Genomic DNA, 16,900 nt, shown 5'->3' with positions numbered 1-16,900 from the left:
TTATTGCTTTAATATTTTCCAGAAATCTTTCATTAAGGCATCACTGTCTATCTTTGAATAAATCATTACTGTAAATGATTTGTTTTCAGGGGGACTATTGACCAGTAAAACTTCTGAGTACTGGGGAAGAAGGTAGGCACCTACCAATGCCAGGTCCCACATTACCCTGGTCTTGTCCTGAGGATTCTGTTCCCGCCAACGGTCAGCCAGGATTTTTTCTATGGGGATATTGTCATTTGTCCTTGCATAGGTTTCTTCCCGGTCAAATTTAAGCGGAAGGGCAGTTTCCAGTGGCATGATTGTAAAGTCGAAATCTTTCAGATCCAAAAGATAATCAAATGCATTCAAGTCATTGCGGATATTGAATTCATTTTTGCTCCAAGCCCGGGATTGTTGATTGTACCTGGCACCCAGGGCAAAAACCCTGATTCTAGGAACAATTTCCGGTGCCATAATGATGGCAGAGGCAATATTGGTCAATGCTCCTAAAGTAAGGATGTCCAGTTTTTCTCCTTCAGGAAGTGATTTGGCAATTTGGATGATTTCCCGGGCTGCGGGAGAATCCCGAGGTTCAGTTCCGCCCCAGGCCCTTCCAATCTGTCTGTCTGCTCCTCTGGGATGGGGAATATGGGTCATATCCATGGTATTAAGGATCAATTCATTCAGCCTTTGTGAGTCCTCCAGGGTGTTGAGACCCTTGGTATCATAAGCGTTCCATTTTTCGAATACCAATAGATCCGGATTGTTGAAATGGGCCGAGCTCAATCCCACTACTTCGACCGAAGGTTCTTTCAACAAACGGACGATGGCATAAAGGTCATCCATTTCGTTACCAGTATCTGAATCCAACCAAACTTTTTGTTTTTGGGAAAAACTAGGATAGGTTACGAAAATCAACGATAACAATATTGCGCTTAGAAAGGGCAGTTTGATTTTATTTGGATAGGTGTTCATTTTTCCTGTTTTTGGTTTTCGATAATCAGAACACTCATTTCATACTGCCAGGGACTGATCATTTCCATCCAGCCAGTCCATTCCCTGACTCCCATATCAAAGAATTCTCCCGTAAAGGGATTCATCCAACTGACCTTTATTTTGCCACTTTCAGGCTTTGGAATGATGACATTGGTCCTTTCGGTCTCTTTAGGAATAAGCATCAGGTAATTGCCTTTTTCATCATATAATCCAAATCCGTTGGTCGCCAGGTTATCATAGCCTCCCTTGTCATTAGTAGTCAACTTAGGAACTGATGGCTTAAATTCATTGAAATTAAATTTTCCGAAGAGTGCTGCCAAATGTTTATAATAATCATAACGAGGGGCATCAAAACCCTTATTTTCATCCAATGCATCCCAAATAACGATGTTCCAGGCTGAATTCTGCCAATAATAAGAACCATAAACTCCCGCGAAAATGCATTCATAAGTCCTTTCCAAGCAGGTTTCTGCATTGGTATAATTACCCACAAAGGAACCAAATGGTCCTTCTTCATAGCCTCCATGCTCAATATTCACAACTGGTTTGCTATGAAACTGCCTACCTTGAAGCATCAGAGAATATAGATTCGGGCGCCAGCTTTGAATGGAAACAAAATCAACTTTGTCCTCATGCCTGGAGTTGTATTCATAGTCATGTACAGTAAGCAATCTTTTAAAGGCATCCTTTGACCTTACCCTGCTAATGCGTTCATGAAGATAAGGAATATCACAACGGCCATAATCCAAGGCTTCTTTTGAAATATCCCAGATAATATTGTTAAAAGCTTGGTACCTACTGATCACATAGTCAAAATAAAGGTTGTCTGCTTTGCTGTACATTTCAGGCCAATTGACTTTTTTGTTCCATACATAGATCATAAGGTGGGCATCTAAGCCTCTTCCCTGCATGGCAACAAATACCCTGTCCAAGTGCTGGAACAGCGCCAGGTTTAGTCTGCTGAAATCAGGGTTCCCATTGCAGCCTTCAAAAATCCCGTACTCAGGTCTGCCAAAAAAATATTCCTCAGGTACATTGTCTGCAACCTTCCAACCTACATCATAGGCATACACATTCATTACAATATGGTTAAAACCATTTGCCGCCACATCATCTAAAATTTTTTCAGTTCTTGGAATCCCGGTTTTATTATCATAATCTAATGCAAATAACCAGTCCAGTTCGTAAGCCAAAAAAAAGTGTGAATCCCCATTTTCATAGATAAATGCCTGAGGATTTTGAGGATCTATTTGTGCTGCTCCTCTGTTCAAATTACCTGAGCTTTCAGTGATGCTGATTGTTCCTTTTTGTCCACTCAGTTCTGGCTTGGATGAATAAGTTTCGAATTCCCAATTGCCAATAGTGGAGGCAGAAAAGCGGGTGACCCATTTTCCATTACCGTCATAAAATCCTGGAATATCCATGACTTGGTTATTAGGGCCTGTATAAATAGCTCCAAACTTGATGTCAAATGGGTTTTCATTTTCTTTTACTTTGCCTGTTAAAATCAAGTCATGTATCTCCCATATTTTTGCTTTGTATGTACCGCCTTGTTTGAGCTCTTTTTTGATAAGTTGAGCCGGTGAAGAAAATGAAATGATCCAGCAGTAAAAAAAAAATAAGATTTTGAGGTAATTCATAGGTTTTCAATAGGTTTAACCTAAAGCTAATAAAAACCTATCTAATTTTCTTCAAGCCGACTTTTGTATTTAGAAAAAATCCTATGAATGGCGAAAATCCCCAAACCCAAACCTGTCCAGATCAAAGTATCCCAGATTTCTTCAGCCTTACTTCCGGACAATAACCAGATTGTAGCTAAAATTCCCGTGATGGCCAAATAATTACCATATGGGATTTTGAAATGATTGCCTTCTGGTTGGGTTTTCCGGAGTTTTATCAATGCTGCGGAAACCATCCCATAAAGAATCAAGCGCGAAATCACGGATACGGCCAAGGAACTCATAAAGCCCCACATGATAGCTACAAAAGCCACCAAGGATGCAAAAAAGGCAAGAGATACAAAAGGGGTGGCGAATCGCGTATGGACTTTGCCGAAAAACTTGGGCAATTGATTTTCCAGGCTCAAAGCAAAAGGCAACCTTGAGCCACTCAATATCTGTACATTTAAGGTTCCCATGATGGAAATCACCGCTCCAATGGTGATAAACATTCCCCCATACCAACCCATAAAGCTAGTGGCAGCATCGGCTAAAGGCTTATCGGAGTTGGCCAGATCCGGTAAAGTACCGATAGAAACAATTTGGATCATGATATAAAATCCCGCTATGATGGCCGCTGCCGTGATCAGTCCAAAAGGCAGATTTTTTTTAGGCTCCACAATTTCCCCACTATTGACCAAGCCTGCTTCAAACCCTCCAAAAGCAAAAATCAACAAGAGGGTAGAGGCTGAGAAATCCTCCCAACTGGGTAATGGTCCTGGTTCAATCAGGTCAAAATCGATAAAAAACAAACCAACTACAATAAAAACCGCCAAGGGAAAGAGTTTGGCCACGGTAAGAATATTGCTGATCCTTGCTGTGTTTTTGACACCTATCCAATTGACATAGGTAATCAGGCCAGTGATGAATAGAATCATTCCTATCCGGACTTCTGTTTGATTGAAAACATCTGAGAAGAAGGAAAGGTAAAGCACCAACAGGTTGATCAAAGTGGCATAGCTAAATAGGCGGGTGAGCATCAGGAGCCATCCTATTACAAATGCGGGAATGGGTCCAAAAGCTTTAAGGGTATACAGATAAGGTCCTCCTGTCTGTTCAAACCTGGAACTTACTTCTGCAAAAACCAAGATCAGCACCATCATGACCAATGCACAAGCCAAAAAGGCCAGAATTGAATAAATTCCAGAAAGGGCGAATACTTTGGCGGGCAGGGCAAAAATACCAGCCCCTATAACAGAGTTGATGATCAAAAATACCAGATCCCATTTCTGGATACCGCGTTTAAGCATAGGGTAGTATGAAGGATAATAATTTGATATCGCCTATAAGTTATTTATTATCCCCGAATAGAAAAGCTGCAATTATCTAAATGGTGCTAAACACTTGGTAAGTATTTCATTATTTTTTCGGATGACTCTAAAATTTACAAAACTTCCATAACCTGAAGAATAATTCTCTATTAAAGAAAATCCACATCAACATTGAAGGGGTATTTCATCAGATATTGTAGGGCTTCTTCTATTTTCAAGTCCTCAAATAATACCTTGTACAGGTTTTCTGTGATGGGAGCCCTCATTCCGGTGCCTTCAACAAATGCCTTCATTAGACGGATAGTGTTGATACCTTCTGCCACTTCTTCCATGGTAGCCTGAATATCCTCCAGTTTTTCTCCCTTAGCAAGACGGTATCCCACAGTGTAATTTCTGGATAAGGTTGAATTACAGGTGGCTACAAGGTCACCTATGCCTGCTAATCCGATAAATGATTTGACACTCCCTCCTAGTGCGTTTCCTAAATAAACCAACTCAACCATACCTCTGGAAATCAATAGCCCTTTTGCATTTTCTCCTAATCCCATTCCAGCTAAGGCTCCGGCTGCTATTGCAATGATGTTTTTCAATACACCGCTCAATTCAACACCAACTATATCGGAGTTGCCATATACCTGGAATTTGTCTGTTCTCAGTAACCTCTGACCTTCCAATATTACCTCGTTATATTTACTAGCAACAACTGTTGCAGCTGGCTGACCTTCGTATAATTCCCTGGCCAAATTAGGCCCTGCCAAGCATCCCACCCGTATAGCAACAGTCTCTTTGAGAATTACCTCACTCATGGTCAGTATATTTTCACGGGTGATTTTACCCAAGTCCTCTAATTTTTGTCCTTCAGGAAGGTCTAGGCATAGTCCTTTAGTTCCGTGAATAACCAGGTGATATGGATAAAGGTAAGGTGAAAACGAACGGATAACTTCCTGAAATGCTGCAGAAGGAATCATGAAAAAAATGGTGTCACAAGATCTGCACAGAAACTCAGGATCGATAGTCCCTATAATTCCTGGGTGAATAGGCAGTCCATCAACCTCATGTTTTTGGTTGATTTCATCTACTACTTCAGCCCTTCTGGCGAAGGCTATCACATTGCTCTTCTCCGCCAAAATATTGGCAATGGCAGTCCCAAAACTCCCCATGCCCACTACCCCAATGGATTTTTCTTTAGAAGAGTTTTTCGAGGTCATATCCTATCAATCTGTTGTGGTAAAAATATAAAACCGATAAATCCTGGGTTTCAATGTTGCCATTTTTGTTTTTGATTAATGGTCTTTTGGCATGATACATACCGACATTGTCCAAGCCATGGCTGATAATGCTGTCTATGTCCTGCCGTAAATGCGGGGCGACCTGAAGCCTACCCTCGGCTTCGAGATCAAAAATTTTATCCAATACCCTCTGGCATGCTTCTTTAAATTCGACATATACAATAAAGATATCTTCTTCAGGCAGTCTCAATAAGTTGTACAGATCAAGCTTTTTATTTCCTCTCTTGATCATTTGGAAAGCTGTAAAGGCCACCAGGTGGGAGCTGAATACCCTGTTGTTCAAATGGAATTCTTCCACTATTCTTCTACCCAGGTGATGGGTGTATTCTTCCTCTCTTTGGGTATCCACTGTGACTATACCGTTGGAAATGAAATAATCTCTGGTATTTATTTTTCTGCCATGCCTGTCAAAACTGTTTCCTGCATTGTCCACATAATTGCCCATGACATCCATGGCTTTACCGATAGTGACCGATATGTCAGAACCTTTTGTAAAGAATTTGACCAGGAATTTTGAAATTTTATAAGAGGTAGAAAACTCATCCCTTTCTTTGTAATACCGCTCCTGGCCAGTCATTGAAAGGTATTCCTGGATCAAGCTTGGGGCTTCCAAAACAAAATGGTAATTGATGGTCACAGGAACAATGAATACTTTCCCCCCCATTTCATTTTTTGTTTTCTGATAGTTGGCCCTTTGCGCTTCCACTGCAGTGCTTAATAAACCCAGTTTCAGTTTCTTTTCGATCATTCCACTCCTTGAGCGAGTTCCACCAGGAAAGAAAAGGCTATGTACCCCAGCTTGAATGGCTTCAGAAGAATAGGTTTTTAGTGTCTCCAGATAAAGAAGGTTCTTCTTCCTCCTGTCCACTTTATAGGCACCCAAAGCATTCATGAAATAGGCGAAGATTCCGATATTGAATAGGTTTAGGCCTGCACCATATATAAAGGGAGGCAAACCCAATACTGAAATTACCCAACCTATCAGAATACTGTCCAGATTGGAAAAATGAGTAGGAACCATCACTATGGTACCTTTTGAAGCCAATTCCCTGATTTGATCTGTTTCTCCTACAATCTGGATTTTATCCTGTAGGGTATACTGATTGCTGAATATTGACCTGAATCCTTTTACCCTGGCAGCATTCAAAAGACGTGCAAAGCCAAATGTGACTATCCTCCGGGTAACTTTATAATGGGAATGGATAAAGTTACTCGCTATTTCCTCAGAATAGCGCATGGTAATATCATCCAAGATCTCAAGGTATTTTTTCTTTTTTTGGGTTTTGGTGGTATTGGTGTCAGCACTTATCTGAACAAGACTGGATTTTACTTTTCTCCAAAAATCCTTTTCATCATCGGGATCCACATCCCAAGGATTTTGCTTTATCCTTAGTTTTTCCCTGTAAAGTGTTGTTTCCAACTCTTCTTTCAACAGGTCTATATTGTCCCCTGTGATTTGCAGAACAGATCTCTTGCTGGCTTCAGCTACCCTTTTGATAAAGTCCTTTCTGCTTTTGCTCAGTTTGACAACAGGCCATTCATCCTTCTTTGGAAGAATCGGATCATATTTATGCTTGATATAATTTTCTGCCAAGAGTTTTCCAGGTTACATAAAAAACAAAGATAGAAAAAATTGGGTTTAAGGTTGTTTTTTATTAAATGTAGAAAATTGTGGCATCCATAAAACATCATTATTAAACTTAATATTAGTAAAGGGATGAATGAAGTTATTTTAGTTTTAACTTGGCTAAAACCCATTTATCCTCTTTTAGTTCATGTTTGAATTGCTGAAAAAAATCATGTACGCTATCCTTTTTAACTTCTATTTTTTTTCCGGAATACTCCTCCAAATAGGAATTGTAAAATCTACTGGATCTGATAAGAAAAACAATACTGTCGTGGGTAAAAGTCCAAGGGAATTTGAAACTTATGCCGTCAAGGTCATTTTGGAGATCATAAGCCTGGTAAATAATGCTAAACTCCTTATCAAGAAAAATAAAATGGTCGGTTGATTCTCCTTGTCTTAAATGAGCAAAATATCCATTTTGGAATGGGACAAATAATTTAACCTTCTCAACCAAATTATCTCTAAAAAGAACCTCTTGTTTTTTTGAACCAGTCAATTCTTTCTCTTTGGGAGTCATATTGTATTTTCCAAAATCAAAAACCAGGTGATTGGTGATTATTCCAGTTGCCTTGTCCCATTGAAGGACTTCCGGGATATAGGGCAGACTAATGTAAAGCCTATCATTGTAGGTGTCCTGAATAAATCCATTGGCAGAAGCAAACCTGCCCAATCCCATAATTTCATCGGGGATTTCATAAAAGCCCTGCACATTCCCATCTTGGTTGTCTTTTCTTAAAAATCCATATTTACCGTTGTCAGGGTAGTATCCCAAGAAGTACAAAGAATAGTCTTTGTGGTGGTAAAAAGATACATTGTTGAGTTCATTCCTTGCTTCGGAGATAAAATTTCCATCCAGATCATATATCAGGTTTTTGTATAAATAAGTGTCCTGGACGTAAAGTTGATTATCAGTCACCTGAAATTCATCAATTTGGATAAACTCTCCGGGACCTTCACCTCTTGAACCAATCACTTTTTTAAGGTTGCCTTTTTGGTCAAACACCATCACATTGTTAAGATCCATATCCCTGACATAAATAAGATCATCGGTGAAGTGAAAATTATATGCACCGACCAAGGGGGTGCTATCGGGTGCATTGAGCAAAATATACTCAATCGATTCAAACTTGTCGGAAAATTTCCCCCGGGTAGAATTGTCCAACGAAACTTTGATGACCTTTTTACCTTCCTTTTGCATTTCCTTTTGGCTACAACTGAAACATGCAATAAGAACTAGTAGAATAAATAAACGTTTCATGAAAAACAATAATTTTCTAATAAAGATTGGTTTTTGAAAAGAGGAAAGCTACTCCCAAGTGGAAGTAGCTTTTCTACCAAATTAACAGGGGATTTGTCCGGAGACATCGCATGAGGCGGCATCGTTCCATCTACATCGATGAGTTTCCAACCCTGAATCAGGGCATTCATGCTCCTCTTTTTCATATCCTTGAACTGCATCACCTTCACCTCCGAAGGCAAAGGTTTGAGAGGAATAAGGGAATAGGAACATCATTCCTAAAACAATTAGAATCATTCTTAAATTTTTCATTTCTTTGATAATTTAGTAATAGAAAAAAAACTCCGGCCAAAGTTTCCTTTCACTTGAAAGCATGTACAATATTATTATTATTATTATTATTATTCACAAATTTTTAGTAATAAAAATTAATAGTCAGTTCACTACGATACCTTATTAGTTTGTTCAAAGAAAATTCGAGTGATTTTTGTGAGGTAATCATATTTAATTGAAAAAGACTCAAAATACTCCTATATAGCTCAAAATAATGGCTGCCATCCTTTTTTTGGTTATTTATTGTAACAGGGGTTTTGTCCTACTGTGAATCCATCGTATTATTGCAGCACAATTGTTTTATGAAGCCTGACCTCAAACAGATACAAGCTCCGATCCAGACTGAGATGGAGGAATTCGAGAAGAAATTCCGTGACTTTATGAAAAGTAAGGTCAAGCTTCTCGATCATATTACCAATTATATTGTCAGGAGAAAAGGGAAGCAGATGCGGCCTATGTTTGTATTTCTGACGGCTGGTGTAAGTGGAGGAATCACAGAGGCCACTTACAGGGGGGCAGCTTTAATTGAACTATTGCATACTGCTACTCTTGTTCATGATGATGTGGTGGATGATGCCAATTACAGGAGAGGCTTTTTTTCAGTTAATGCGCTTTGGAAAAATAAAATAGCAGTACTGGTTGGGGACTATTTGCTCTCAAGGGGTTTGTTGCTCAGTGTGGACAACAATGATTTTGATCTGCTTAAGATTGTTTCCAATGCCGTTAGGGAAATGTCTGAGGGGGAATTGCTGCAGATTGCCAAAGCAAGGAAGTTGGATATTACTGAGGATGTTTACTATACCATCATCCGACAAAAAACAGCCAGCCTGATTGCCTCCTGCTGCGCAGTAGGTGCTGCCACATCCGGAGCAAGCCAAGAATTGATCGAAAAAATGAGGGTCTTTGGAGAGAAGGTAGGAATGGCTTTTCAGATCAAGGATGATCTTTTTGATTATGGAGAGGATGAAATCGGAAAACCGCTTGGAATAGATATCAAGGAAAAGAAAATGACCTTGCCTTTGATATTTGCCTTGAATAATGCATCCTGGCTGGAAAAAAGAAAAATTATTTATCTGATTAGAAATAAAAACGAGGACAAAAAAGCCGTCAATGAGGTTATAGCATTTGTCAAAAAATCAGGAGGATTGGATTATGCGACAGAAGTGATGAATCGGTTTTTTGAGGAGGCATTGCTTTTGTTGAAAGATTATCCTGATTCGGTATACAAACAATCTTTGGAAGACTTGGTAAGATATACCATACAGCGGAAGAAGTAAATCACAGGCTTGGCAATCCTAAATCATAAAGCATGAGATTGGAGCTTGCTTAATAGAAATGCAATCCTTTTGAACCTTACGGAAATTTTATATTTCTATGGTTACCTGGTAAAAAAGTCCGGACCTGATCACATCAGGTCCGGACTTTTTTTGAAATGAGCATTTTATTTAACGCTGTGAAAGGAGTTCATTGACGAATGTTTCATGCTCATCCACCCATCGCTGGTAATATTCACCTGTTCCCGGACCACTGAAGCCGGTATGGATTTTTCTAACTTGTCCTGATCTGTCCAAATAGATTAATGTAGGAAAAGCAATTACCTGATTTAAAGCTGGCAGGGCTTCTGATGCTTTTTCCTTATTACTTTCTCCTGCAATCAGAAAGGTGTACTCTGCCCCCATGCGTTCTTTGGTTTTTCTTACCCGTCCGCTGGCATAATCAAAATCTGGCTTACTCTCAAACGCCAAGGCAATAATCTCTACACCTCTGGATTTGTTTTTTTTGTACCATTCTGCCAAAAACTTGGTTTCGTCCATGCAGTTTGGACACCAGGTTCCAAAAAGTTGGACCAATACCACTTTGTCTTTGAAAGCGTCATCTTCCAATGAGACTATTTTTCCGTCTACATCAGGAAAAGCAAAGGTGAATTTATCGAAGCCCTCCTTAAGGTAATTCATAGAATAGGCATCAGGCAGCTCGAAAGATTCATTTCTTTCTGCCCTAAAAGTTTCCTGGTATTTGGGGCCGCTTCGAAATTTACCATTTATGGTACCATCTTCTGAAAGGCTCCCTTGAAAATAATAAACATGGCTGCCATCAAATGCACTCAGGTAAAAGGTATTTCCTTCCACATTTCCTTCCAAAAACCTATAATCTCCAAGTTTTGTCAGAAATGTTCCGGTCAATTTACTTCCTTCCTGTTCAAAGAGCGCTATAGCTTCATAGGTTTTTCCATTGCTATCTTCGAAATCAGTTTTCCATTTTCCACTGAAATCAAACTCCGCTGTTTTTTGGGTAGGGAAGCGGGGAAAATCCCCTTTTTCAGCTAAAAAAGGAATGCTGTAACCCGTGGAGAAATTCTTTACAAATACTCCCTGAAGTTTGCCCTGCTCAGTGATTTTTGCTTTGATCTCAGCATCGAATATTCCCATGACAATCCTAATAGAATCACCTTCCACATATACCTCATTGTAATTTAAAACTTCTTCTCCATTCAGAATCTCAGCTGTCCATTTTTCGCCACTTTTTTTCAGATTAAGAAAAAAGGGCACCTGATTAGAAGTGATTTCTACTGCCGCCCTATATTGGCCATGAAAGTCAAATGTAGAATTCTGCTTTTCACTGCAAGAAAATAGAATCTGGGTGAAGGTAATAAATAGGAACAATCTTATTTTTTGCTGTATCATAGCTTGATCTTGTATTGTCTGAATCTATATTTGAAGTAAATCTCTACAAATATGGTAGGGTAAAATGAATTCTCCTTTATAATTTTTTTAAATGGGTAAAAAAAATCATAAACAGCTAACTTATAGGTTGCAGTTAACTGGTTTTTTGAAGGGGGATTCATTTTTCTTGGGATTTTCTCCCACTTTCTTCCATATTTTTGCTCAAACTCCATTTGTGAGCTCAGTTCAAATTTGAATTTTGTTCAAAAATGCTATTTTTTTCAAAAAATCGGTGTTTTTATTGATTGTCTAAACCAGATACAACCTGCTGAATTTCAAGTAAAAATTATGTGATTTTTTTTCAAAAATGTTGTGAAAATTCAAACTTTTGGATAGTTTTATAAAAAAGTGGAGAAAAGTGGGAAAAAGTGGTGGATCGTGTGAAACCTTTTCTTACTTTTGTATTTAAAGCAAACTCAAGATAAGCCCATGGGAATGTTCAACAGTCGGTATGAATGTAAGGTAGATGCCAAAGGGCGTCTGGCTTTGCCTGCCAAGATTAAGGCGGCAATTCCGGACTCCAATGGCAACGAGCTCATTCTCCGTCAAGGAGACGATGGCTGTCTTGCGTTGTACACCCAGGTTGAGTTTAAAAAACTTTTACATCAGGTCAATTCGCTTTCGGACCGCGACCCGGTTCAAAGGCTTATCAAACGAAGCTTTTTTGAGAGCATGACTGAGGTGGAGCTGGATAATGCAGGACGTTTTTTGATTCCCAAAACTTTTATGACATGGGCAGGAATCGACAAAGATGCGATTATCATCGGTGTCGGTGGCTTTGTTGAAATATGGAGTCCTGAAAAATACCGTCAAAATATTGTGGCCGATCAGGCAGAACTGTCCAAGTTGATGGATAAATACCTTTCATAGCCCATGACAGTTCATAACTACCATATTCCAGTGATGCTTGGCCCTTGCATTGAAGGACTGGCTATTGACCCTAAAGGTGTCTATGTCGACCTCACTTTTGGTGGGGGTGGGCATTCGAAAGAAATCCTAAAGAAGTTGAATGAAGGACACCTTTATGGATTTGATCAAGATGTGGATGCAGAGGCCAATGTGCCGGATGATCCCAGATTCACTTTTGTTCAGGCTAACTTCAGGGATTTTAAAAAATACCTAAGGCTGTACGGAGTGGCACAAGTCGATGGGATTTTGGCTGATCTGGGAATTTCTTCCCATCAGATTGATGAACCCCAAAGGGGTTTTTCTACAAGATTTGAAGGTGAGCTGGATATGCGGATGAGTCAATCCGGAGGGCTTTCTGCCAAGGACGTCCTCAATACCTACGAGGAAAGTCGCCTGCACAAAATATTTGGGATCTATGGGGAAATTAAAAATGCCAAAACCCTTGCTCAGGCCGTAGTAGCAGAAAGGGCGCTTCAGCCATTTACCACTACGGAAAGTTTCAAAAGGCTACTCCAAAAGTTTGCACCGAGAGGTAAAGAGTTCAAGTATTTCGCGCAGGTATTTCAGGCTTTGAGGATTGAGGTCAATGATGAATTGGGGGCATTAGAAGAAATGCTCCTCCAGGCAGTTGAAGTCCTAAAGCCCGGCGGAAGATTGGTCATCATGAGTTATCACTCCTTGGAAGATAGGTTGGTCAAGAATTTTATCAACAAGGGCAAGTTCCAGGGAGAAGTTGAAAAAGACTTTTATGGTAACCTAATAAGACCATTGGAGCCGGTAACAAGAAAGGCGGTCACAGCTGAAGCTGATGAAATAAAAGAAAACAATAGAGCGCGAAGCGCCAAATTGAGAATAGCGAAAAAACTGTAAGATGAGGGAAAACACATTTAGGAAAAAGATGCAGCAGGGTACTTCTTCTAAGAGAGGAAGTAGTAAAAACATCTTTACCCTGATTGAGGAAAAACTCAACGTGACCGGAATTTTGGGTGAAGGAATACCGGTGAGGTTTGTGCCACCTTTCCTTTATGTGGCTTTGCTGGCACTTATTTATATATGGAGTAACCACAGGGCCGAAAACCTTATCAGAAAAATTGAAGTGATGCAGCGGGAAGTGGAAGACTTACGCGCTGATGTCACGACGCTTGAGGCAGAATATATGCTTAGCAGTAAACAATCAGAGGTGGCAAAAAAAATCGCCCCATTGGGAATAGTGGAAATCAGTGAACCGCCTGTAAAGATTAAAGCCAAAAAGTGAATATCAAACGTTCCATAGTGCTGAGGGTAAGGATTGCTTTTGTAGCAGTCGCATTGCTCGCTGGGGCAATCTTTTATAAGATTGTCCATTTGCAATTTGTGGAGGGAGAGAAATGGGAGGCAAAATCTGAATCCATTAACTTCCAATACAGGCAAGTCAGTGCAACCCGTGGCAATATTTATGCTGCGGATGGAAGTTTATTGGCTACAAGTCTTCCCTTTTATAGGGTTGTTATGGATCCTATTGTTGCCAAAGAGGAAGTTTACAGGGCAGGTATTGATTCCTTGGCATTTTTGCTTTCCTCATACTATCGTGACAGGTCTGCGGATACCTATAAGCGGATGATAACAGAAGCCAGGACTACTGGCAAAAGATACCTGATTCTGAATAGGAAGCAGATCGGCTATCAGGATATGCAAAAAATGTCTCAATGGCCCATATTCAGAAATGGAAGAATGGGAGGAGGAATCATTTTTGAAAAAGTTGAAAAGCGCTATCGCCCTTTCAATAACCTGGCCAGCAGAACTGTAGGTTTTCTTAATGAAGACAAATATGGAGTAGGGATTGAATACAGTTTCAATGAATACCTTGAGGGTAAAAATGGAAGAGCTCTTTTTCAGCGAATCGCAGGGGGATCTTGGAAACCTGTATTTGATGCGGAAGATGTAAAGCCTGATGATGGTTATGATATTTTTACCACCCTGGATGTAAATATTCAGGATGTGGCTGAATCAGCTTTGTTAAGGCAATTAATTAACAAAGATGCGGAATTTGGTTGTGTGATTGTCATGGAAGTAGAGACCGGCCATATCAAAGCAATTGCAAACCTACAAAAAAACAAAAGCAGCTATGGTTATGGTGAAAACTACAACTTCGCTATTGGAGATCAGGGCTTGACCGAACCAGGTTCTACCTTCAAATTAATTAGCATTATGGCATTGCTTGAGGAGGGAAAAATCGGGCTCAATGATATTGTGGATACAGGTGACGGTACTTTCCGATTCTATGACCGCACCATGAGGGATGTGAAGCAGGGTGGATATGGAAAGATTACTGTTCAGGAAGCATTTGAAAAGTCATCCAATGTAGCCATATCCAAATTGGTGGATCAACATTTTGGACATAGCCCTTCCAGGTTTATGGCCTATGTTGAAAAAGTGGGACTTGACCAACCTCTTGGATTTCAACTCCGAGGAGAAGGAGCACCATATTTCAAAAAACCAGGGGAAAAATATTGGTATGGGACCACCTTGCCATGGATGTCCATAGGCTATGAGTCTAAATTGACCCCATTACATACTTTGACGCTATATAATGCTGTGGCGAATAATGGGAAAATGGTAAAGCCCATGATAGTACAGGCCATTGCTAAAGGGAATGCAATAGAGAAAAAATTCCAGACTGAGGTAGTTAAAAAATCCATTGCTTCAGATAAAACCATCAAAGCATTGCAGCAGCTTCTAGAAGGGGTAGTAAATAACGGAACTGCAAAAAATATTTTCTCCGGTGATTACAAAATTGCTGGTAAAACCGGAACAGCTCAAAAGTTGATTGACGGCAGGTACACCCAGCGTTACTACACCTCATTTGCAGGTTACTTCCCAGCAGATAAGCCTAAATACAGTGCTATTGTAGTGATTGACAGCCCCAAAGGTTTTAACGCTTACGGAGGGGATGTTTCTGCACCGGTATTCAAAGAGATTGCTGATAAAATTTATGCTCAGGATCTTAAGCTCAATAAAAAAACGGCGGTACCAACTTATTTAGCCCAGGGAATAAATGAGTTTCCTTTTATACAAGCAGGAAAAGTAGACGAGTTACAGATGATCTGTAACAAATTTGGGATTTCCAACCATTATAATGGTCAGGGGGATAACTGGGTGAAATCTGTTCCCCAAGTAAAATCCATTCAGTGGAAGTCCAATCCTACAGAGAACCCCACTGTACCTGATGTGAGTGGTCTACCGTTGCGGGATGCTTTATATGTATTAGAAAACAAAGGGCTTAGAGTAGTCTATCAGGGTAAAGGTAGAGTGAAGAACCAATCTATTAGCCCAGGGACACCAGTTCAACAGAATTATGTAATCAATTTGGTTTTGGGATAAATGAAGGCATTAAAAGACATATTGTATAAAGTTTCTTTGACATCCACCATAGGCGATATGGAAGTGGGGGTTAAGGATATTGTCTTTGATAGCCGCAAAGTCCAATCAAATGCTGTCTTTGTCGCCATAAGGGGCACCCAAGTGGATGGACATGATTATATAGAAACAGCTTTGGAAAAGGGAGCTACAAGTGTTGTTTGTGAGGTGCTACCTAAGCAGCTTCAGGAAAATATCACTTATGTACAGGTCGTAGACTCTTCCAAAGCCTTGGGGGTTATGGCTTCCAATTATTTTGAAAATCCATCTGAGAAGTTGAAGCTGGTGGCGGTGACTGGCACCAATGGGAAAACCAGTACCGTCACACTTCTTTATCAGTTATTCAGGGAGATGGGATACAATGTAGGCTTGCTTTCTACAGTAGAAAACAAGATCAATGACACTGTAATTCCTGCTACCCATACCACTCCGGATGCAGTAGCGCTTCAATCCCTATTGAAGCAGATGGTCGAATCCGGTTGTACCCATGCATTTATGGAAGCTTCTTCCCATGCCATTGTGCAGGAAAGAATGGCAGGGCTTCATCTGTCAGGGGCTGTTTTTACCAATATCAGCCACGACCACTTGGATTACCATGGGACCTTTGATGCATACATCAAAGCCAAAAAGAAACTTTTCGATGAACTGCCCAAAGAGGCCTTTGCACTGGTCAATGCAGATGATAAAAGGGCTTTGGTGATGCTTCAAAACTGTAAATCCACCAAACAGACCTTTGCCCTTAAATATCCTGCAGACTTTAAAGCCAGGGTGCTTTCCAATACTATTGAAGGGTTGGAGTTGGATATCAACAACAAGCAGATATGGTTTCGGATGATAGGGGAGTTTAATGCTTATAACCTTCTGGCAGTATATGGAGCGGCTGTTCTCTTAGGAGAGGATGAAGACGAAGTACTGATGCAACTTTCCAAAATAAAAGGAGCGCAAGGGAGATTTGACAGGATTACAATACATGGGATCACTGCGATTGTTGATTATGCCCATACACCTGATGCACTTGAAAATGTGCTAAAAACCATTCAGGGAGTCAGGACAGGGGGAGAACAGGTCATTACAGTTGTAGGTTGCGGAGGAAATAGAGACAGAACGAAGCGCCCTATAATGGCAAAAATTTCTACCCAGTACAGTGATAAGGTCATCTTGACTTCTGACAATCCGAGGGATGAGGAGCCTATGGCCATACTAAGGGAGATGGAAGCGGGGATTAATCCAGTGGATTTCAAAAAGACCATGATTATCGAAGACAGAAGGGAAGCAATCAAAACGGCCGGCATACTGGCCAAAAAAGGAGATATCATTCTCATCGCCGGCAAAGGCCATGAGACCTACCAGGAAATCAAAGGAGTAAAATACCCTTTTGATGATAGAGAAGTAGTAAAAGAAATGCTCAATCTGTTGAATTAG

14 protein-coding genes are annotated in these 16,900 nt (G+C 40.2%); 6 read left to right on the top strand and 8 right to left on the bottom strand.

The genetic code is table 11. From position 1 onward, the window contains the following. The 7 genes from CLV48_RS07635 to CLV48_RS07605 all read right to left on the bottom strand — a co-directional run bounded on the left by CLV48_RS07635 (window position 1) and on the right by CLV48_RS07605 (window position 8,323). A complete protein-coding gene (locus tag CLV48_RS07635; protein WP_106566689.1) occupies window positions 1–954 on the bottom strand; it encodes a nucleoside hydrolase in 954 nt (317 codons plus the stop codon). Further along, window positions 951–2,615, bottom strand: a complete 1,665-nt coding sequence (locus CLV48_RS07630; protein ID WP_106566688.1) for a DUF5060 domain-containing protein — start codon at window positions 2,613–2,615, stop codon at window positions 951–953. The genes CLV48_RS07635 and CLV48_RS07630 overlap by 4 nt, the downstream gene beginning before the upstream one ends. 41 nt (window positions 2,616–2,656) lie before the next feature. Further along, on the bottom strand, window positions 2,657–3,943 hold the full coding sequence (locus CLV48_RS07625; protein WP_106566687.1) for an APC family permease: 1,287 nt from the start codon (window positions 3,941–3,943) through the stop codon (window positions 2,657–2,659). Window positions 3,944–4,113: 170 nt separating this feature from the next. Then, window positions 4,114–5,172, bottom strand: a complete 1,059-nt coding sequence (locus tag CLV48_RS07620; protein WP_106566686.1) for an NAD(P)H-dependent glycerol-3-phosphate dehydrogenase — start codon at window positions 5,170–5,172, stop codon at window positions 4,114–4,116. Further along, window positions 5,150–6,847 (bottom strand): 1-acyl-sn-glycerol-3-phosphate acyltransferase, encoded by a 1,698-nt coding sequence (locus CLV48_RS07615; RefSeq protein ID WP_106566685.1) that lies wholly within the window; start codon window positions 6,845–6,847, stop codon window positions 5,150–5,152. The genes CLV48_RS07620 and CLV48_RS07615 overlap by 23 nt, the downstream gene beginning before the upstream one ends. 133 nt (window positions 6,848–6,980) lie before the next feature. Beyond that, window positions 6,981–8,138, bottom strand: coding sequence for a 6-bladed beta-propeller (locus CLV48_RS07610; protein ID WP_106566684.1), 1,158 nt, complete (start codon window positions 8,136–8,138; stop codon window positions 6,981–6,983). Continuing rightward, window positions 8,135–8,323 (bottom strand): hypothetical protein, encoded by a 189-nt coding sequence (locus CLV48_RS07605; RefSeq protein WP_146140078.1) that lies wholly within the window; start codon window positions 8,321–8,323, stop codon window positions 8,135–8,137. Before CLV48_RS07605 ends, CLV48_RS07610 begins: the two co-directional genes overlap by 4 nt. Window positions 8,324–8,752: 429 nt before the next feature. On the opposite strand from CLV48_RS07605, the gene CLV48_RS07600 reads away from it, so the two are divergent. Continuing rightward, the gene (locus CLV48_RS07600; RefSeq protein WP_106566682.1) at window positions 8,753–9,727 is read left to right on the top strand and encodes a polyprenyl synthetase family protein; all 975 of its coding nucleotides are present in this window, start codon (window positions 8,753–8,755) and stop codon (window positions 9,725–9,727) included. 168 nt (window positions 9,728–9,895) lie between these two features. Here the strand turns inward: CLV48_RS07600 and CLV48_RS07595 are convergent, their stop codons facing one another. Beyond that, the gene (locus CLV48_RS07595) at window positions 9,896–11,134 is read right to left on the bottom strand and encodes a TlpA disulfide reductase family protein (protein ID WP_106566681.1); all 1,239 of its coding nucleotides are present in this window, start codon (window positions 11,132–11,134) and stop codon (window positions 9,896–9,898) included. Between the two features lie 468 nt (window positions 11,135–11,602). Between CLV48_RS07595 and mraZ the strand changes: the two genes are divergently transcribed. From mraZ to CLV48_RS07565, 5 genes are read left to right on the top strand one after another with little or no spacing between them, the layout of a single operon-like run. Beyond that, entirely contained in the window at window positions 11,603–12,043 is a 441-nt protein-coding gene (mraZ, locus tag CLV48_RS07585) for a division/cell wall cluster transcriptional repressor MraZ (protein WP_106566679.1), read from the top strand. Window positions 12,044–12,046: 3 nt separating this feature from the next. Further along, window positions 12,047–12,952: a 16S rRNA (cytosine(1402)-N(4))-methyltransferase RsmH gene (gene rsmH / locus CLV48_RS07580; protein WP_106566678.1), complete on the top strand. Its 906-nt coding sequence runs from the start codon at window positions 12,047–12,049 to the stop codon at window positions 12,950–12,952. A 1-nt stretch (window position 12,953) separates the two neighbouring features. Beyond that, the gene (locus CLV48_RS07575) at window positions 12,954–13,337 is read left to right on the top strand and encodes an FtsL-like putative cell division protein (RefSeq protein WP_106566677.1); all 384 of its coding nucleotides are present in this window, start codon (window positions 12,954–12,956) and stop codon (window positions 13,335–13,337) included. Beyond that, window positions 13,334–15,442, top strand: coding sequence for a penicillin-binding protein (locus tag CLV48_RS07570; protein ID WP_106566676.1), 2,109 nt, complete (start codon window positions 13,334–13,336; stop codon window positions 15,440–15,442). Before CLV48_RS07575 ends, CLV48_RS07570 begins: the two co-directional genes overlap by 4 nt. Further along, window positions 15,443–16,900, top strand: coding sequence for a UDP-N-acetylmuramoyl-L-alanyl-D-glutamate--2,6-diaminopimelate ligase (locus tag CLV48_RS07565; RefSeq protein ID WP_106566675.1), 1,458 nt, complete (start codon window positions 15,443–15,445; stop codon window positions 16,898–16,900). It begins immediately after the preceding gene.

The sequence above is a fragment of the Cecembia rubra genome (genome assembly GCF_003014575.1).
Lineage (GTDB): Bacteria > Bacteroidota > Bacteroidia > Cytophagales > Cyclobacteriaceae > Cecembia_A > Cecembia_A rubra.
This window is presented reverse-complemented; position numbering and strand designations above follow the sequence as displayed.

Coding starts and splice junctions, on each gene's coding strand:
- CLV48_RS07635 (WP_106566689.1), bottom strand. CDS start 954: ATGAACACCTATCCAAATAAAATCAAACTGCCCTTTCTAAGCGCAATA.
- CLV48_RS07630 (WP_106566688.1), bottom strand. CDS start 2,615: ATGAATTACCTCAAAATCTTATTTTTTTTTTACTGCTGGATCATTTCA.
- CLV48_RS07625 (WP_106566687.1), bottom strand. CDS start 3,943: ATGCTTAAACGCGGTATCCAGAAATGGGATCTGGTATTTTTGATCATC.
- CLV48_RS07620 (WP_106566686.1), bottom strand. CDS start 5,172: ATGACCTCGAAAAACTCTTCTAAAGAAAAATCCATTGGGGTAGTGGGC.
- CLV48_RS07610 (WP_106566684.1), bottom strand. CDS start 8,138: ATGAAACGTTTATTTATTCTACTAGTTCTTATTGCATGTTTCAGTTGT.
- CLV48_RS07605 (WP_146140078.1), bottom strand. CDS start 8,323: ATGAAAAAGAGGAGCATGAATGCCCTGATTCAGGGTTGGAAACTCATC.
- CLV48_RS07600 (WP_106566682.1), top strand. CDS start 8,753: ATGAAGCCTGACCTCAAACAGATACAAGCTCCGATCCAGACTGAGATG.
- CLV48_RS07595 (WP_106566681.1), bottom strand. CDS start 11,134: ATGATACAGCAAAAAATAAGATTGTTCCTATTTATTACCTTCACCCAG.
- mraZ (WP_106566679.1), top strand. CDS start 11,603: ATGGGAATGTTCAACAGTCGGTATGAATGTAAGGTAGATGCCAAAGGG.
- rsmH (WP_106566678.1), top strand. CDS start 12,047: ATGACAGTTCATAACTACCATATTCCAGTGATGCTTGGCCCTTGCATT.
- CLV48_RS07575 (WP_106566677.1), top strand. CDS start 12,954: ATGAGGGAAAACACATTTAGGAAAAAGATGCAGCAGGGTACTTCTTCT.
- CLV48_RS07565 (WP_106566675.1), top strand. CDS start 15,443: ATGAAGGCATTAAAAGACATATTGTATAAAGTTTCTTTGACATCCACC.